Below are 17,704 nucleotides of genomic sequence, written 5' to 3' on the forward strand. Positions count from 1 at the left end.
TTTATTTTGCAGATGCTTAGGTGGCATAAAAATGGAAAAAAGTGTTGATGTATTAGACCTTAAAAATAACAAAATAACAGTATATCTAGAAGGATTTCCTATAGCATTTGGTAATGCTCTTAGAAGGCTTGTATTATCTGATGTACCTACTATGGCTATTGATTATGTATACTTTTATGATAACGATACAAGCGTTTATGATGAAATCATAGCCCACAGACTAGGATTATTAGTTTTAAAATCTGATGATGCTATCCATAAATATAATTTACCAGAAAAATGTGCTGGTAAGGATGAAACTGATACTTCTTGTTATGTCCAAGTGGTTCTTGAGAAAGAGTTAAGCGATGAAAGCCCCTCAGGCATATATGTTAAAGCATCAGATCTTAAGTTTTCTGATGAGAATATAAAGCCTGCATATCCTGATACTCCCATAGTTTATCTTGCTCCCGGTCAAAGGATTCACTTAGTTGCCTATGCAAGGTTGGGAAGAGGTAGAGAGCATGGAAAATGGAGTCCTGCCTCCACATCTATTTTACAATACACAACTATGGTTGATGTAAAGGGGAGCGAAGCTAATGAAGAGTGCATAAAATGTGTTTCTTATTATAAAGAAGTTGAGGAAGCTCTTAAATCAAAAGAGAACAAAACGATAGAATATAAAACAAATATAAATACAAGCGGTTTAAGATATTGTGAAGATAGTGCATGCAAGAATGTAATTAAAGTTAGATATGATAGCAATAAATTGTTGCTTACAGTAGAATCTAATGGCTCTTTAGAGCCACAGCAAATTATTTTAGAAGCCTCTAAAAGCCTTGATAGGAGGGTAGAAGCGCTGCTGGAAAAAATTGAAAAGGGTGAGTAAATATGAGAAGAGAGATTACAAATGAGCTGTTAGTTAATACGCTTAAGAATTTGAGGAAGCAGTATAAAAATACTAAATCTAAGGTTTGGCTTTATATCGCAGAAATATTATCAAGACCTGCAAGAAGAAGGGTCATAGTTAACCTAAATAAAATTAACAGACTAGCCAATGATAATGATATTATAATAGTTCCTGGAAAAGTATTGGGAAGCGGTAAATTGAACAAAAAAGTTACTATTGCTGCATTCTCATTCTCAAAAGATGCTGTAGAAAAAATAAGATCCTCTGGTAGCAACAGTATTACTATAGAAGAAGTGATGAAAACGAACCCCGAAGGTAAGAATGTAAAAATAATAGTGTGAGGTGGTATGAGAATGGAAGAAATAGTAATTGATGGAAGTAATACAATATTAGGTAGGCTAGCAAGCCATGTAGCTAAATTATTATTAGAAGGAAACAAGGTTGTTATTCTAAATTCTGAAAAAATTGCCGTTAGTGGAGATCCATCGAAATTAATCCAATTTTATAAAGATACAGTATTAAATGTTAAGACTCACTATTCTCATAAATGGAGGCCAAAGAGAGCTAGATCACCAAGCAGGTTGGTTAAAAAGACTGTAGCAGGCATGTTACCAAAAAATAATAAGAAAGGTGAAGATGCTTTGAAAAGACTCAAAGTTTATGTTGGCATACCAAAAGAATATAAAAATAAGCAACCTATAAAACTACAGTTTACAGTAGATAAATTAGGAGGTAAGTTTACGACCCTTCAAGTAATAGCTGAGAATATGGGATGGAAGGTGGGTGCTGTTGAGTAACCTAAATCTGGTAGTGTCAACAGGCAAAAGAAAAAAAGCGGTAGCCACAGCTATAATAAAACCTGGTAGCGGTAAAGTCAAGGTAAATGGTGTTCCTGTAGAGATTATTCCAAACACTATGGCAAGAGTAAAAATAATGGAACCAATTTTATTGGTTGGAAAAGAAGTTATGAATCTAATAGACATAGAAGTAAGAGTGAGCGGAGGGGGAGTTATGGGACAGGCTTCTGCATCAAGAACTGCTATAGCAAGAGGGATAATTTCATTTTTCAAATGCAATGATAGCAGCGAAGAGTGCAAGAAGAGAAATGAAATTGCCGAAAGAATTAAGCAAATATTTGAAGAATATGATAGGACAATGCTATCTGGTGACTATAGAAGAACAGAACCTGAAAAATACATGAGATACAGCGCCAGAAGAGGATGGCAGACATCATATAGGTGAAAAATATGTTACCTCCAGTTAGATGTTTAACTTGTGGAGCCCCATTAGGGCACTTATATGAACCGTTTAAGAAAAGAGTTGAAGCAGGAGAGGATCCTGAAAAGGTATTAGATGATTTGGGAGTAAAGAGGTATTGTTGCAGAAGAACTTTATTTACTAGTATAGCTTATATAGAACAAATTTCCAAATATAGCACGTCCAGAATTGCAAGGTATAAGGAATTAGAAAAGGGTGCAAACGCTTGAGTGAAGAAGAAAATAAGGAATTACTAGTATCTTCAGATACGTACAAGAAAGCAGGAGTTATTTTTGGAACGCAGATATGTACAAAATATATGAGAGAATTTGTTTATAAAATATTACCTGATGGATTCTATCTACTAGATGTTAATAAAATAGACGAAAGAATTAGGATAGCAGGGAGGTTCCTATCTACATTTGACCAGAAAAAGATAGCCGTTGTATCAACAAGAATTTATGGTCAAAGACCCATAACAATTATGTGTGAAAAACTTGGTTGCAAAGCAATAAGTGGTAGAGTTATACCTGGTATTTTTACCAATCCAAACTTAGAGAGTTATATAGAACCGGACGCTGTAATAATAACCGATACCAGAACTGACAGACAAGCTTTAGTAGAGGCTTCCAAAATCGGCTTACCAGTAGTTGCATTAGCTGATACAGACAACAAAATAGAAGATGTAGATCTCATAATTCCTGCAAACAATAAAGGTAGAAGGAGTTTAGCTTTAGTTTATTGGCTATTAACAAGAGAAATAATGAGAAACAAAGGATTGCTAGCACCAGGTCAAGAACCTGATTTCACATATGAAGACTTTGTAACAAGCAGAATTAAAAAATAATCAACACTTTACTCTCATTACATTTAATATATCTCTTATTTCCTCTAACAATTCATTAATAGCAATCAATTTTCCTCTAGACTCTTCTCTTTTAGCCATTTCAGAAACATCTCTTTCTAATAAATCAAGCCTTATATAAACCATATCAAGCAGCTCTCTTGGATCTTTCTTTTCTATATTTTCCAAATTATTCACCTTATTTAAACAAGCAGATAAATCATTAAAAATTTTCTTTTAGAATTGAGCAAAATTTGTAGTAATAGACCAGCAATAACTTTTAAAGTGGTGGGTGATATACATATAGAGGGTTTAAATAGGGGGGTGCTAAAATGCAGTCAACTTACAACATAGAGGACGAATATAACAAAAAGCCAAAAGTCGTAGGACGCCATGTCTATGGAAATGTTAAGGGATGCAGAAACACTAACCTATTAAAAGACGAAAAGGGTTTAACTAGCCTTTTAATTAAGGCTGGAAATGCTGGAAATATGACAATTCTAGATGTTAAAACGTGGAAGATTGGCGAAGGAGTTAGCGCTGTGGCTATTGTATTAGAAAGCCATATAACAATACATACATGGCCCGAATATAAATTTGCTACAGTGGATGTATATAGTTGCGGTTCTCATACAGATCCCAAAAAAGCTTTCGATTTCATAGTAAATGCCCTCGATCCAGAGGATGTCGAATTCGGTATGACAGATAGGAGCCTGGAATAGGAAAGGCCCCCGGGTTCAGGCATTTTGGCCTGGGGGCCAAAGCAAACAAAAAAGAATTAAATCAAAATTATTTTTATTTTGTTAACTGATTTTCTTATTTATAACCCTTCGTTCCCTTTATTATGATTATTTCTTATAATATTCTGCTTATAAAAATCATCCTAAAGAGAAATTCTATAAAATAACTAATTAGGTTTAATCCAGTTATCTATTGCCTCATATAATTCTTTCATAGTGTTATCATTTAAATTAATTAAAGCGTTAAATGCATCATGCAATAAAATATGGTGTAATACTTCATCTTTATATATTAGCTTAAATGCAAATTCTAAAAATTTATCATTTTTTATGTTATTATCTTCCAAAACTCTTATTAAAAATTCCATAGCCTTTGATTCTTCCAAAATATGATTTTCTAATGATTTCAATACCTCTTTAGATTCTTGCAACATAGGAACTTCATTACCTTTATTTAACATTTCTTCAATAAATCCATAAACAATGCTATGCTTATAGGAATCTAACGAAGCGATAGTTAAAATTAATTTTAACATGGGGGACTCAGCTTTTTCAACAGTTTTTCCTAACTCCTTTGAATAAATTTCTTCATCTTTTTTCCATTGCCTAACGTTTTCTATTAAATCTTTGTTGTACAATGATCTCACCATTTTAATAATTTCTTCTATGTATTTAAATCTAACATAACTAACCATAATAGAAAATATATAAAAGCCCAAAGTATAACAATGAACTATATGGAGCGGGGTAGGGCAGCCTGGTAGCCCGCGGGGCTCATAACCCCGAGGCCGGTGGTTCAAATCCACCCCCCGCTATATATAAATCCTTAATGCATATTTTACTAGAGAAACAAATGCTATTGCCAATAGACCTAAAACAATGTTTTTTATAATATTTATTAAAACATTTTCATTACTGATTTTACCCATATAATATCCTAAATAGCCTAACTCAACAAATGATATAAATAAAGATATTATTAAAGCATGCGTTATATTAAAATTCAAGAAATATGATATAAAGAACGGTAAAGAAATAAGAGATGTAAAAACAAATGCTCCAAATCCGCTCCACAATGAAACATATAAAGACAAAAAATTAATAGATTTCCCATATATGCTATCCTTTAATGAAACCATAAGTGTCTTTTCTAAATCTTTCAGCTCCTTTAGTCTTTCATTTCTTTCAGAAAAATATACTGATATTACACTGCTAAATATTCCCATAGTTAAAGAGCTACCTAGTATGCTCATTCCTAAAATCAAAGAATTTAAATATGGTTCATATGCACCTATCATTACACCAAGAGATGCAAAAATTGAATCAAAGGAATTTGTTATAAACATCCTCCTTGCTATAGATCTTACTTCTTTAAAGAACTCAACGATCTCAAAAAAATTCTTTAAAAATTTTTTTAATTTATTAAACATGTTATTCCCTAGCTGCTATAGCCTCTATCTCTATTTGAGCGTTAACAGGTAAATCGTTTACAAATATAACAGATCTTGCTGGATATTGTCCTTTAAAATATTTGGAGTAAATATTGTTAAAAGTAGAGAACTTTGAAGGATCTTTCATAAAAACTGTTACCTTAACTAAATCATCAAATGATAAATTAGATGCTTCTAATATAGCTTTTAGATTTTCTAATACTCTTTTTACTTGTTCTTCGAAATCATCACTCACAAGCTTTCCTGTTTTTGGATCTAATGGAACCTGACCTGAAATGAATAAAAATCCATTAGAAATTATCCCCTGACTATAAGGGCCTACAGGTTTAGGTGCTTTATCTGTAAAAACTGCCTCTTTCAAATCTCCTCCCTATTTTTCATTAAAACTTATGAATTAAAAAGCTTAGTGAACTAGAATCGATTATATAATTAAGCATTATTAATTTTCTTATAAAATTCTGATATCTCTGCAATATCTTTGTCCCCAATTTTTAGCGTATCGCTTAATTTAAGTATATCTAGGACATTTCTCAAAAGAGGAGTGTAATCAATTCCATAATCGTTAAGATATTCTAAAGTTTTTTCTGCGACATATTTACTTAGCTTAACGCTAAAAACTTCTTTATAGTTTTTATTAATCATCATAGGAAACCTAGACCTTAATTGAACTGAGTCTGCTCCGCCCATAGTTAAAGCCTTTACTAATAGATCCTTATCTATCTTTAATTTATCTGCTATTTGAGATATTTCAGCCAAAAGGACAGTGTTTGCAGTTAGCAATAAAGTACTTATAAGTTTAATTATATTAGCATTTTCATTACTCCCTAAATAAATATATTCGCCCATATCTTTTAGCAAATTCTGAGACTTTTCATACAACTCTTTGTTTCCACCAACATAGAATATTAATCTACCTGCTTCAGCATCAGCAGGTCCTCTCTCTATTTTTGCCGAAATATATTTTAACCCACTGTTATTTACAAAATTAATAACATCATTTATTTCATCATAACCCATTGTTGTCATATCTATAATTACGCCTTTATAATTATTTAGAATTTTTAGTGTTTCTATAACTTCTTTTCCAGTCGGTAATAATAACAATGCGTAATCAGAATCATAAGCATCTGAAACGCTGTTTAAAGGTTTAAATCCTTTCAAATCTGCCAGGATTTTATATGAATTTTTATCAACATCAAAACCTTCTACTTCATATCCTTTACTAACAAGATTTTTTGCAATTCCTCTACCCATCCTACCTAAACCAATTATAGCTATCTTCATTCCTGAACGCCTTTAATTTTCTGTTTTATAATAAAGCAATTATAACCTTTTTTAATAGAACATATATAATTATTTAAAAAAATTTTTTATGGTTTAATAAAAGTATTTTATTTAATATTCTCTAGCTATAAATGTTGAAAACTTTATCCTTAAACTATAACAAAATGTAAAAATTTTAGTTATACCAGAGCATTAGGAGATAAATATGAAGTTTGCTGATGCGCACTCACATATAAATCCAATTAAAGGAATGGGATATAAAATATCAGAAAAATTTAAATCTAATGGAGGATGGTTCATTTCTTACGTCTCAGCGTCGCCTTGGGATTACTTTGATAATTTTAATGGTTTTGAATCATATAGAAAAATGATTGAATATCAAATAAAAGAGTGCAAGAAATCAAATGAAATAGGAATTAAAACTGTTTGTATAGCTGGTTTCCATCCTGAAGATATAGATTTTTTAATCGATAAAATAAAGATGAGCCCAAGCAGCGTCTTAAATTTAGGTTTAAAGGTCATAGAATATGAATCCAATTTATGCAAAGATGGTATTCTCTATGGTATTGGTGAAGTTGGAAGACAACACTATAAAACCATGCCTGAGAGAGTAGCTATTTCTCAAATTATTTTGGAAAAAGCCTTTGAATACGCTAAAGATTATGATTGTATGATACACATGCATTTAGAAAATGCTGATATAGATACTGTGAAAATAATAGATTATAATGTTAATAAGGCTAATATAAACAACAAAAGGAAAATAGTATTCCATCATGCAAAACCATCAATGTTAATCGAAATCAATAACTTTGGATATTCTTCTACAGTATATGGCATAGATGAAGTCTTAAACTTTGTCCTATATAGTTTACCTCCAATTTTTATGATAGAAAGCGACTTTCCTGATAATCCTGCGTACAAGAAAGTTGTATATCCATGGGAACTTCCAACAAAAATAGCTGAGATTTCTAAAAAATTTAATCTAAGTGAAGAATATCTATATAGAGTTAATATTGATAACATTAAACAATCATATGGTATAGAACCTTAAGAAAAATCAGCTACTTCTAGAGCTTCTTTTTGCTCTAGTTTCTTAACTGATAAATACCTATAAGATATTTGGTGTAAAAATGCATTATGTCCTTGTATCATTACTGAATGCAACCTAGAGTTTGATTTCTTTAAGAGCTTATTTATTATTTCAGGGCTGAGCCTATCCTCTCCATCAGTTATCAAAACAATATCGCTCGGTTTATCTTTACTGCTCGTCTTTGTTTTATCCATATCATCGACAGCAGATGATATAGCCCTCGTTATATCAGTTCCTCCCCCTGCTTTTATTCTTGCTAAATATGATAAAACGTTTAAAATATCCGATGCCTTTGCATTACTTTTAACGTTCATAGGTTGATAAGGAACTGAATCGAAAAATCTAACAAAAAAGTTTCTTCCTTCATCCATAGCTTTTTTAAATAACGCAACTGCAACAGCTCTAGCCCAATCTATTTTTGAACCTACCATACTACCGCTTTTATCTAATAAAACATAAATAGGCCCTTTGTTTGAAGGTAAGTTCTTTTCATAGAGTAATAACCTATCATTAGCAAATTCTGCATAAAACAATAAACTTGGAAATGCAAGCTGGCTATAATGTACTCTTTCTATATCTCCCCCAATTTCGATTCCTGAGATCCAACCTTTAGAATAATTTATAGTGTTTTTTGTTTTCGCATTGGTTATCATCTTTAGGCCTTCTATTTTCTCTAAAATTCTTGCTACATCCGTTTCTCTTGCTAACTTTAATATTTCCTCTGCAGAGCCTTCTAAAGAAAAAATGCTTCCTTTTCCTGCGCCCATTTTTTCAGCTAGCATCTTAACTTCTTTTGCCATTTCCGCGTCTTTCATAGCTGATTCAGAGGCTTTTTGTATAGCATTTTGTAATTCTTGAGAATTATTTCCTTCATTATCGGACTCGTTTTGACTACTTCCTTCTTTTCCTTTATCGCTTCCTTGATTTGGTGGTAATAACTTGTTAAGTTTTTCTATAAAAGAAGCTGCTGCAACTATACTTGTAACGCTATCTGCTGACGTATATATTTTCGTTTTCCAAACCGATTCTGTTTTTAACAATGTAGATATTACTGTTCTTCTAAATGCCTCTTCTTCATCATCTTCAGGAGATCTTTCATCTGTTGATGGTATTGGGAAATAATATGTATAAAACAAGTCTATACCTAAATAGGGAGAAATTCTTGGATCCAAGTTTTTTCCTGATAAGTCCTTTGCTGTTGCTAATATTTTCTCTCCTCTATAAAGTCTTAGCTCATCTATGTTGCCTATTTCTCTATAAACGCTTTCTTTTCTTTTATTTTGCTCCTCCATATTAGACTCCTCACATATTTAACTTTATCATTATTTCTTGAGATAGAGATTCTATCATATCATTTAATTCTTCCGCCTTTTTCCTTATTTCTTCATCTTCAACATCTTGAACCAGGTTTTGTACTTTTGACTTTGCAGCTTTTAGGTTTTTATATATTTCCAGAAGCCTTGGGTCAAAAGATTGCATCTGTTGTATACTTCTCCTAGAGTTCTTTATATTACTAGTTATTTCTTCTAATTCTCTCATAACTCTATCCTTTGTTTTCAGTTCTTCCATCAATATAGTCCCTATTTTTTCGAAATCCTCTATGCTTTTAGGAACAGTATATTTTAACACTATCAAATCTGATTCCGTAGCTTGATATCTTTTTTCAAGCAATGCATGGGCAGCTATTGCTTTTAATATCTTTCCCTTTCTTCTATCGCTAAGTTGTAATCCCTTCTCATTTAATATCATAAACATCCTTAATAGCTTGCTTTTAATGTTGTTTATGTCTACTTTAAACAACAATGAATTTAATGCCTTTACATTGCTTATGTCCATTATTTTACTAGTTTGTATGTAAATCCCTTTCTCTATATCCCAAGAAGCATCGAGTAATCCTTCCCAATGCTCTTCATCAACAGGCTTAACATTATGTCTAAACAAAAACCTATCATAAAGCGCCTCAAGTTCGGGCTCTTCTGGTATTCTATTACTTGCTCCCATCAAAGTCCATAACGGTACCTTTATTTCATTATACCCATCATATAATATCCTTTCTTGCATTATGCTCAAAATACTGTTCAAAACTGCACTATTAGCATTAAATATCTCATCTAGAAAAGCAATTTCCGCCTCAGGCAATTTATTTTTAGTTATCCTCTTATAAATCCCTCTTCTTAAGCCTGCTATATCAAGAGGCCCAAAAAGCTCGCTTGGTTCTGTAAACTTTGTTAAAAGATATTTAAAATATTTTGCCTCCAATAAATCAGCTGATCTTCTTGCCATAGCGCTTTTAGCTGTCCCAGGCTCTCCTATTAATACTACATGCTCTCCTGTAATAAGGGATAATGTTAGGACTAATGCTTCTTCATGTCTTCCCACAAAAGGTTCTTCTAATGATGCCAAAAACTTGTTTGCCATATCTAATAGATTTGATGAATCTTCGCTCAAATTACACACCTAGCCTCATATCTATTTAGAACTGCAGAGGGAATAAAGGTATAGTTATATAAGATTAATGCAAAGCTATTTAAAGGTATATTAATTTTTATTAAAAATTTTTATTAAAAATATGCCTTCTGCTTTTTTCGTATACAATAGAATTAATTTTTAAATAGGGGTAGTTTCCCTTATAAATCCCAGCAAACAATAAACATTAATGGTGGGATTATGGTATATAATGTTTATGAAAAATCTACTAACTATCATTCAAAAGAAGTAATAGCAATTTTATATAATGATCCCTTGTATGATTATTTAAAGATTTTAGATCCTACAACAAAAAACGTTATTGCTAAGTTTGAAATCGAAAAGCCTAGAGAAGAAATTTTAGACCTAACTAATTTCATTCCAACCCTTGTTGAGAATTCAGAAGAGATCAAAGAAATAAGAAAAATAAGAAATGAAGCATTAATACAAGATAAAAGCAATGCAAGCAGTTAAAATTATTTATTTTCTTTTATTATTTGTTGAGCAACGCTACTTGGGTTAGATGATTTTTCCAAAATATCTATCCATTTCCACTGCCTCTCTATCTCTTCTTCTAATCCTTTAATTTTTTCAGGATCTTTCATTAATTGTGCATACCTTCCCTGAACTTTAATATATTCTATTATTGGAACTCTTTTTTCTGGCTTCCTATATAACCTACTAAATACGCTAACTGTTAGCTTCCCATTTTCATACTCATAGAGTGGAAATAGACCTGTTTGAACAGCTAATTGGCCTAGTTTTGCAGTAAGACTTGGATCAAATTTCCATCCAACAGGATCAGGAGCTAAAAGATGTATGTATTTGAATCCCTTAATTTTTGCTGCCTTCCTAAGTTTATCAATAAAATCTTGTGGATAACCAACTGTTGCTGTCGCAACGTAAGGTACTTCATGTGCTATCATTATCATAGGTATGTTTTTCTTATGCTCTTTTTTTCCAGTCCAAGTAGTTGTTGTCCAAGCACCATAAGGAGTTAAACTACTCCTCTGAATCCCTGTATTCATATAAGCCTCGTTATCAGCACATATATACATTATATTATCATTCCTTTCAGCTGCACCACTCATAGCTTGAAATCCTATATCTCCTGTACCACCGTCTCCTGCCCATACAATTACTGTTGTATCTTTGCCTTGGGATTCAAAAGCAGCTTGCATTCCAGACGCTGCACTTGCTGCACTTGCAAATACTATGTTTAATATTGGGAAATTAATACCGCTCTTTGGTGTGTATCCTTGAATTACGCTACTACAACCAGCTGGAATTACTAATACAACATCGTCTCCTAAGGCCATTTTAACATATCTTAACCCCATCGTTTCGGGGCATCCTGGACAAGCAGCATTGCCAGGCATGCCGTACCTTACTCTAGGGAAATCGGCTAACCTCACTGGCATTATGATACCACCTCCTCTATTTTAACATTCCTATATTTTGCAGGGAATAACCACTTAATTGGATCATAAACCTTCCCATTCTCTTCAACCTTATTAACAAAATCTATCATTTCGTTTGCAAAGTCTTCTGGCAATACATCTACTCCTCCAAGACCAGCTATCACACCTCTTATATTAGTCATACCATATAGTGTTGAAGAAAGTTCTGTAAATAATTGACCTGCATTACCAAAAGATATGCTTCTATCAAAAACTAGCACGCCTTTCTTATTATATAATTTTTCTCTTAATATTTCAGCAGGCCATGGCCTTATAAATCTAATCCTTGCTATTCCAGCATTAATACCTTTTTCTCTTAAAATCTTTACGGCCTCTTTTGCATCTCCTGCCCAGCTTCCCATTAATACCATTACGTAGTCTGCGTCATCGCATCTGTAACACTCAACGAGTCCTCCATAATACCTACCAAAAGCTTTACCATAACTTTGATCGACTTCCTCTATTACTTTCTTAGCAGCCTCTTGACCAACTTGAATAGAGTATCTCATCATATAATAATCGTCATCGCTTGTCATATTACCCATAACTATTTTTGATTCTGGCGTAATAACGTAAGGTTGCCTTCTTGGAGGTAACCAATTATCTACATCTTTTTGATCAGGAACATTCACGGGAGCAACTGTATGAGTTAAAATAAATCCATCTAAACCAACAATAACCGGTAAATAGACTCTTGGATCTTCACTAATTCTAAATGCCTGTATAGTCATATCTAAAACTTCTTGGTTTTCTTGTGCAATCCCAATTATCCAACCGGTATCTCTTTGATCTACAACATCACTATGCTCTACATGTATATTCCAAGGAGCACCAATAGCTCTTGCTGCAACTGCCATAACCACTGGTATTCTGGCTGAAGCTGTCCACCACAATACCTCATGCATATATAATAATCCATGACTTGCTGTTGCTGTAAAAGCCCTAGAGCCTGCAGCCGCTGCTCCTAAAGTTGCTGCCAATGCGCTGTGCTCACTTTCAACTCTTATCATTTTTGCTTCAAGTTCTCCTTTTTCTATCATTTCTGATAATTTTTCTACTATAGTTGTTTGAGGTGTTATAGGATAAGCTGACGTTACTTTAATTCTGGCAAGTTTAGCTGCTTCTGCTACAGCATAATTTCCTGTTAAGGTTTTAATCATCAATTCTCACCCCTTTTTACTTCGGGAACCATCTCTATTGCATTAACTGGACAGACAGCAGCACAAATACCACATCCCTTACAATAATCATAATCAACGTAAACCATATCATCTTCTCTCCTTAAAATTGTGTCTTCAGGACAATATAACCAACAATATAAGCATTTTGTACATTTCTCTTCGTTTATAACAGGCCTTTCAGTTCTCCATGAACCTGTTTTTCCTGAAGATCCAAAATCCGGCCTTGATATAGGCACTATAAAATATGTTTCTGCATCTTTTATTATTAACGTAGAGTTCTCTTGTGTCATATCCTACACCCCTTTATGTATACCAAATTAGGCTTAAATAAGCTGAATATATAAAAACAGAATTTCAATATGAATCACCACATAATGAGGTCATTTTGTATGCATCTAGTGCTGCTGCTGCGTTTGCTTTAGCTATATTTGGTGATGAAAACTGTTCAGCAATAGCGTTACTAATTGAATCTATAGAGACTATACCTAATGCTTTTGAAACTGCTCCTAATATCGCAGTATTTACAGTAGGCCATCCACTTATAACTAAGTTATGGCTTTTAGCTATCTTTGTTGCATCTACACAATAAGTCTTTACATTATCTAAAGGTTCGTTAACTGGGGAGTTAACAATTGCAATACCGTTAGGCTTTAACCCACTCAAAACATTTACCATCTTAATAAGCTCATAATCCAAAACAACTATTGCATCTGGATTTCTTACTTGGCTGTGCTTCTCTATAGGTTTATCTGAAATTCTTGAATAAACTTCTACTGGGGCTCCTCTTCTTTCTGCGCTAAAATTTGGAATTGCTTGAGCATATTTACCTTCTAAAACTGCTGCCCTGGCTAATATTGTTGCTGCAGTAACGGCCCCTTCCCCGCCTCTTCCATGAAACCTAAGCTCTACATACATACAAACACCCTTGCATTCCAATATCTAAATTTGCCGGGGAGGTTTATATTTTAGAGTTAAGAAGTGGGATGCAGAGGAAACAGAGGGGTCTAATATTTCTATGTATTATACCTAACTAATAACTCAAAATATCAACTTTTCTGTGCCTTACAATTTATTTTCTAACAAATAGTTTTTAGTAAATAGTTTCAACGCATATATAGTTATGTTTTATTATATCTATTTGGCCTCTTATATTATCCTAGACCCCTCTATTTCAAATAGAAAGTTTTTTGATATATAAAATTAAGAAGATCAATCATTATACAAACCATAAATAAAAATCTGAGTTAAACCAAAAGATTTCTCCATAAGAAACAGAGGGGGATGGGAGTTTTTACCAGATTTCTCCATAAGAAACAGAGGGGTTGTTTACTCCCCGGTTAACAAACAGATAGATTATCATATAAAAAACTAGTTTGTTCTTGAATCCAATATAGATAAAAAAGTTTCTTGTTTATAATCACTATGGATTTGCATATACTTTAAATATTTTATTAATATTTACATAATTTAAGCTTGATAGTATTGGTAATTGAATGTATTTTTCTTTTTGTAGATGCATTAATTCTCCTGTTTCAGGCATATAAATACCAGGCAAAAGTCTCCTATCTATTCTAATTTTAAGTTTATTAATATATTTGGATTCAAAACCACATTTTTCACATCTATAACCTTTATTATGGCCTAAACTTTTCATTCTACTTCCACAAATTGGGCATCTTGGAGAGAATTCTTTTTCATATTGGTTTACATAAATTACTTCCATAGAATAAGCTGAAATTGTAGGATTAGAATTGTAAAAATATGGCCTAACAGATCCTTGAACTTTAATATAATCGCCATTAACAAGTAATTTAGCTGCTTCATTTAAAGGCCCCGTATCTTTATAGAATGAAATATCAAACATTCCATATTTTGTATTTAACGAAACAATAACATGTCCTTTTGGTAAAATCTTTATATTAGAAACATATCCTTCAATTTCAACGTTTCTATATGGATATGGATGCACATCGTTAAACAATCCATAGCTAGTGTGTTGATTACTCCTAAACAATAAAGCGAAATGAGGAGTTTCACACAATGAAGATTCGTACTTCCAAAGAAGTTCTTCACAACTTCCCCTAAATCCAGAAAGTATGGGATCAGGACCATTAGGTTTTACAGAAGTTTTTTCTTTAATATAATCATAATTATTTATACTACATGCTGGTAAACTTTTTTCGATTTTTAAAACCAAATCATCTCTAACACATCTATCTTTATTCCAATTATCTGGAAGTCTATAGAAAATAAGCTCAAATGTATAAGGTTCATATAACCCTAAAGATCCTTGAGCAGCAGTTGCACCAATTAATCCTTTCCCTCCATAATATAACACTTTGTTCTTTTCTAAGATATTTATAGTCTCATCTAATAAAACAACATCAGACAGAGCTTTTTTATAAAAATTTTTAAAGTTCTCATCTTCCCATACTTTACCTTGTGTTATTACAATACCAGGTTTTTTATTGGGTGATGGAGGCCTAGGATTTGTATACTCGTCAACTAAATTTTTAGCAATTTCAAAGATTTCCTTTGGGTCATCATAGATAAATCTTAAAGCTGTTGAAGCATTACCCCTAGTTTTCCATGGTATTCCAGGATTTAACCTCACTAATAATGGATAATCTATTAATTTTATTTTATCTTTGATTTCATGAAGAAAAATTCCAGTAAAGTGGGTTGTACACCCACCATACTGGCTATCTATATCATCAAAAGAAATTGTTATTATATTCTCCATTACTTTTTCATCTAAACTATCTTTTTTCTTTGCTTATAACAACTATACTTGTCAAGGTGCTTTTTACACCATCAAGCCTCCTTATTTTATCAGTTATTAGTCCTCTTAGTTTGTCCATACTTTCTGCTTCAACAAAAGCTATTATGTCATGTATTCCATATACCATATAGACTTTTTTAACTTCTTGCATTTCGTTTAGCTTGTTAAATATATCATTTTCTTTACCTACATCAGTATTTATCATAACAATAGCTTCTGACACTTCCCCACCACCAACTCAATATTATATTAGGCAGGTTGATATATTTTAATCTTTATGCCGTGTTTTATTGTGTTAATAGATAAAAACCCGCAAAAGAATTAATAAACCAACAAAATATAGAAAATATTGAGGGCCCGTAGCTCAGCTAGGTAGAGCGCCCGGCTCATAACCGGGCGGTCCGGGGTTCGAATCCCCGCGGGCCCATATTAAATACCATGATCTTCTTATAAAATTGGAAACATAATTTACTTATAAATATAAAAATTTAAATAAGATAAAGAGAATTATAACGGTGGCATGAGATTGAATAACTATGACGAAATAATATTAGGTGCTGGATGGGCAGGACTACTTTATGCTGATATGAAATTAACAAATTATAATTATAAAATAGCCATTATAGAAAAAGAAACCGAAGACGAAAAGGGAGGGCTATTAAGAAGTGAAACAATAAACGGGTTTACTTTCGATATAGGAGGACCTCATTTATTATTTAGTAAAGATACAAATATACTTACAAACATCGTTAAATTATTAGGCGATAATGTAACAAAAAGAGAAAGAAACAATTACGTATTATATAATAATAAACTAGTTCCATATCCTTTTGAAAATGGTATATATGTACTGGATCCAGAAGCACGTGTTAATTTTATAAAAGGTATTATAGAACGCATGATTTTTATTTCAGAAAATAAGGAATGGAGGCCAAAAAATTTTCTAGAATGGATTACAGGTTTCTTTGGAGATTATATGGCTAACGAGTATTTGATACCATATAATAAAAAAATTTGGAAGAGATCTTTAGAAAATATGGCAGCTGATTGGGTTTTTACGCCAGGAAGGTTACCTTTTCCTAATCTAGAAGACATGTTAAAGGCAGCAGCTGGCATACCTAATGTAGGATATAAAGAACAATCATATTTTTATTATCCAAAAATCGGTGGAATACAATCCTTATATAATTCTTTATTTAATAAAGTCGCAAAAAGAGGTGTTAATTTTTTATTCGGTGAGAAAGTAGATAAAATAATAAAAAATAATAAGGATAATTACAAGATTAATGATAAAATTAATGCTAAAAGGATAGTTAGCACGATACCTTTACCAGAATTGTTAATTAGTTTAGATTCTGAAGAAAATAGGAGATTAGCAAATGAATTTGATTATAATAGTGTTGTTGTAGTTGGTATTGCTATCTCTTCAAATACACCGAATCAAACAACCGTTTATGTACCAGATCCAAAAATCATTTTTCATAGATATACATGGATGAGTTCATTAATTCCAATTAAAGAAAAAAGTAATCTTATAGCTGAAATAACTGTTCCAAAAGGGGAAGATGTTAATTTAAACAAAATAACTAATCAGGTTATAAAAAATCTAGCAGATATAGGAGCTATAAAAGATGAAAAAGATGTGCTTTTTTCAAAAGCATGGTTTAACAAATATGGCTATCCAATTTATACTTTGAATCACAATGAAATAAGAAGAAAAGCAATGGAAATATTGAACAATTATGGGATTAAATCTGTTGGAAGGTGGGGATCATGGCACTATTGGAATACAGATATGGTTTATAGAGCAGTTAAGGAAGTAATAAATTCATAGTATTTTATTTAAATGTTCTTAAAAATTATTTTGTTTATTGATATTTTTGTAAAATAATATTATCAGTTAAGATGTAATAAAATTTTTACTTATATAGTTCTTTTACTTTTAAATTTAATAAAAATTGGGTTATCGAAAAAGATGGTAACCGAATATTTGCAATGTTAAATTATGTTATAATACTCACTATTATTACCATTTAACTTAATATATTTTTGACCTAATGTTTTATGACCAAGAAATAAAGTCATAATAGTTTATCGGAAGGTATTTTATATTGAAATCCTTGTAAATGAACCTATAATCCTCTTCGTTAACTCCATGTATGTCCTGCCTAATGATTTTATTACGTTTCTTTATATAATATAATTCCAAACCTATTTATATCTTCTAATGCCCTATCATCAACATATGGTGATATTA

23 protein-coding genes and 2 tRNA genes are annotated in these 17,704 nt (G+C 32.0%); 12 read left to right on the plus strand and 13 right to left on the minus strand.

All coding sequences use genetic code 11. The features are described from left to right. Window positions 1-31: 31 nt before the first annotated feature. Genes ACP5GV_RS05570 through rpsB form a run of 6 tightly spaced genes read left to right on the plus strand, consistent with a single transcriptional unit; the run spans window position 32 to window position 2,993 of the window. On the plus strand, window positions 32-868 hold the full coding sequence (locus ACP5GV_RS05570; protein WP_428068549.1) for a DNA-directed RNA polymerase subunit D: 837 nt from the start codon (window positions 32-34) through the stop codon (window positions 866-868). Between the two features lie 2 nt (window positions 869-870). Further along, the gene (locus ACP5GV_RS05575) at window positions 871-1,230 is read left to right on the plus strand and encodes a 50S ribosomal protein L18e (protein ID WP_292320683.1); all 360 of its coding nucleotides are present in this window, start codon (window positions 871-873) and stop codon (window positions 1,228-1,230) included. Between the two features lie 12 nt (window positions 1,231-1,242). Beyond that, window positions 1,243-1,686 carry a 50S ribosomal protein L13 gene (gene rplM, locus ACP5GV_RS05580; RefSeq protein ID WP_292320685.1) on the plus strand — a complete coding sequence of 148 codons (444 nt, stop codon included), beginning with the start codon at window positions 1,243-1,245 and terminating at the stop codon, window positions 1,684-1,686. Further along, window positions 1,679-2,131: a 30S ribosomal protein S9 gene (locus ACP5GV_RS05585; protein ID WP_428068551.1), complete on the plus strand. Its 453-nt coding sequence runs from the start codon at window positions 1,679-1,681 to the stop codon at window positions 2,129-2,131. Before rplM ends, ACP5GV_RS05585 begins: the two co-directional genes overlap by 8 nt. Window positions 2,132-2,136: 5 nt before the next feature. After that, entirely contained in the window at window positions 2,137-2,376 is a 240-nt protein-coding gene (locus tag ACP5GV_RS05590) for a DNA-directed RNA polymerase subunit N (RefSeq protein WP_292320689.1), read from the plus strand. Further along, window positions 2,373-2,993: a 30S ribosomal protein S2 gene (rpsB, locus tag ACP5GV_RS05595; RefSeq protein WP_292320691.1), complete on the plus strand. Its 621-nt coding sequence runs from the start codon at window positions 2,373-2,375 to the stop codon at window positions 2,991-2,993. Before ACP5GV_RS05590 ends, rpsB begins: the two co-directional genes overlap by 4 nt. Here rpsB and ACP5GV_RS05600 read toward each other — a convergent pair whose 3' ends face one another. After that, window positions 2,994-3,179 (minus strand): hypothetical protein, encoded by a 186-nt coding sequence (locus ACP5GV_RS05600; protein WP_428068554.1) that lies wholly within the window; start codon window positions 3,177-3,179, stop codon window positions 2,994-2,996. A gap of 143 nt (window positions 3,180-3,322) precedes the next feature. On the opposite strand from ACP5GV_RS05600, the gene speD reads away from it, so the two are divergent. Further along, window positions 3,323-3,712 carry an S-adenosylmethionine decarboxylase family protein gene (gene speD, locus ACP5GV_RS05605; protein ID WP_428068555.1) on the plus strand — a complete coding sequence of 130 codons (390 nt, stop codon included), beginning with the start codon at window positions 3,323-3,325 and terminating at the stop codon, window positions 3,710-3,712. Window positions 3,713-3,897: 185 nt separating this feature from the next. On the opposite strand, the gene ACP5GV_RS05610 is transcribed toward speD, so the two are convergent. Beyond that, window positions 3,898-4,368, minus strand: a complete 471-nt coding sequence (locus tag ACP5GV_RS05610) for a hypothetical protein (protein ID WP_428102740.1) — start codon at window positions 4,366-4,368, stop codon at window positions 3,898-3,900. 103 nt (window positions 4,369-4,471) lie between these two features. Here ACP5GV_RS05610 and ACP5GV_RS05615 point away from each other — a divergent pair. Next, a tRNA-Met gene (locus ACP5GV_RS05615) sits at window positions 4,472-4,545 on the plus strand. Here the strand turns inward: ACP5GV_RS05615 and ACP5GV_RS05620 are convergent. From ACP5GV_RS05620 to ACP5GV_RS05630, 3 genes are all read right to left on the minus strand, one after another. Beyond that, complete coding sequence (locus tag ACP5GV_RS05620) at window positions 4,543-5,160, minus strand: hypothetical protein (RefSeq protein ID WP_428102742.1); 618 nt, start codon at window positions 5,158-5,160, stop codon at window positions 4,543-4,545. The two genes, ACP5GV_RS05615 and ACP5GV_RS05620, sit on opposite strands and share 3 nt — an antisense overlap. 1 nt (window position 5,161) lies before the next feature. Further along, entirely contained in the window at window positions 5,162-5,542 is a 381-nt protein-coding gene (locus tag ACP5GV_RS05625) for a RidA family protein (RefSeq protein WP_292320699.1), read from the minus strand. A 68-nt stretch (window positions 5,543-5,610) separates the two neighbouring features. Then, on the minus strand, window positions 5,611-6,465 hold the full coding sequence (locus tag ACP5GV_RS05630; RefSeq protein WP_428068561.1) for an NAD(P)-dependent oxidoreductase: 855 nt from the start codon (window positions 6,463-6,465) through the stop codon (window positions 5,611-5,613). Window positions 6,466-6,670: 205 nt separating this feature from the next. Here ACP5GV_RS05630 and ACP5GV_RS05635 point away from each other — a divergent pair, with 205 nt between their 5' ends. Then, window positions 6,671-7,519: a TatD family hydrolase gene (locus ACP5GV_RS05635; RefSeq protein ID WP_428102745.1), complete on the plus strand. Its 849-nt coding sequence runs from the start codon at window positions 6,671-6,673 to the stop codon at window positions 7,517-7,519. Here ACP5GV_RS05635 and ACP5GV_RS05640 read toward each other — a convergent pair. Continuing rightward, window positions 7,516-8,850: a vWA domain-containing protein gene (locus ACP5GV_RS05640; protein ID WP_428102748.1), complete on the minus strand. Its 1,335-nt coding sequence runs from the start codon at window positions 8,848-8,850 to the stop codon at window positions 7,516-7,518. The two genes, ACP5GV_RS05635 and ACP5GV_RS05640, sit on opposite strands and share 4 nt — an antisense overlap. 10 nt (window positions 8,851-8,860) lie before the next feature. Beyond that, window positions 8,861-10,015, minus strand: coding sequence for an AAA family ATPase (locus ACP5GV_RS05645; protein WP_292320704.1), 1,155 nt, complete (start codon window positions 10,013-10,015; stop codon window positions 8,861-8,863). A gap of 210 nt (window positions 10,016-10,225) precedes the next feature. Here ACP5GV_RS05645 and ACP5GV_RS05650 point away from each other — a divergent pair, with 210 nt between their 5' ends. Next, window positions 10,226-10,498 (plus strand): hypothetical protein, encoded by a 273-nt coding sequence (locus tag ACP5GV_RS05650; RefSeq protein ID WP_428068567.1) that lies wholly within the window; start codon window positions 10,226-10,228, stop codon window positions 10,496-10,498. A 2-nt stretch (window positions 10,499-10,500) separates the two neighbouring features. Here the strand turns inward: ACP5GV_RS05650 and ACP5GV_RS05655 are convergent, their stop codons facing one another. From ACP5GV_RS05655 to ACP5GV_RS05680, 6 genes are all read right to left on the minus strand, one after another. Beyond that, a complete protein-coding gene (locus tag ACP5GV_RS05655; RefSeq protein WP_292320707.1) occupies window positions 10,501-11,445 on the minus strand; it encodes a 3-methyl-2-oxobutanoate dehydrogenase subunit beta in 945 nt (314 codons plus the stop codon). After that, the gene (locus ACP5GV_RS05660) at window positions 11,445-12,644 is read right to left on the minus strand and encodes a transketolase C-terminal domain-containing protein (RefSeq protein WP_428102750.1); all 1,200 of its coding nucleotides are present in this window, start codon (window positions 12,642-12,644) and stop codon (window positions 11,445-11,447) included. The genes ACP5GV_RS05655 and ACP5GV_RS05660 overlap by 1 nt, the downstream gene beginning before the upstream one ends. Continuing rightward, window positions 12,644-12,955, minus strand: a complete 312-nt coding sequence (locus ACP5GV_RS05665; protein WP_428102752.1) for a 4Fe-4S binding protein — start codon at window positions 12,953-12,955, stop codon at window positions 12,644-12,646. Before ACP5GV_RS05665 ends, ACP5GV_RS05660 begins: the two co-directional genes overlap by 1 nt. 64 nt (window positions 12,956-13,019) lie before the next feature. Further along, window positions 13,020-13,580: a 2-oxoacid:acceptor oxidoreductase family protein gene (locus tag ACP5GV_RS05670; RefSeq protein WP_428102759.1), complete on the minus strand. Its 561-nt coding sequence runs from the start codon at window positions 13,578-13,580 to the stop codon at window positions 13,020-13,022. Between the two features lie 505 nt (window positions 13,581-14,085). Next, complete coding sequence (locus ACP5GV_RS05675; RefSeq protein ID WP_428102754.1) at window positions 14,086-15,408, minus strand: TiaS agmantine-binding domain-containing protein; 1,323 nt, start codon at window positions 15,406-15,408, stop codon at window positions 14,086-14,088. Between the two features lie 16 nt (window positions 15,409-15,424). Continuing rightward, window positions 15,425-15,670, minus strand: a complete 246-nt coding sequence (locus tag ACP5GV_RS05680) for an Lrp/AsnC ligand binding domain-containing protein (protein ID WP_292320715.1) — start codon at window positions 15,668-15,670, stop codon at window positions 15,425-15,427. 130 nt (window positions 15,671-15,800) lie between these two features. Between ACP5GV_RS05680 and ACP5GV_RS05685 the strand changes: the two genes are divergently transcribed. Together ACP5GV_RS05685 and ACP5GV_RS05690 are read left to right on the plus strand one after the other, a co-directional pair. Beyond that, window positions 15,801-15,874 (plus strand) — tRNA-Ile (locus ACP5GV_RS05685). Between the two features lie 99 nt (window positions 15,875-15,973). Beyond that, window positions 15,974-17,281: a protoporphyrinogen/coproporphyrinogen oxidase gene (locus ACP5GV_RS05690; protein ID WP_428102756.1), complete on the plus strand. Its 1,308-nt coding sequence runs from the start codon at window positions 15,974-15,976 to the stop codon at window positions 17,279-17,281. Window positions 17,282-17,704 lie beyond the last annotated feature (423 nt).

Source organism: Caldisphaera sp. (assembly GCF_049974385.1).
Taxonomy (GTDB): domain Archaea; phylum Thermoproteota; class Thermoprotei_A; order Sulfolobales; family Acidilobaceae; genus Caldisphaera.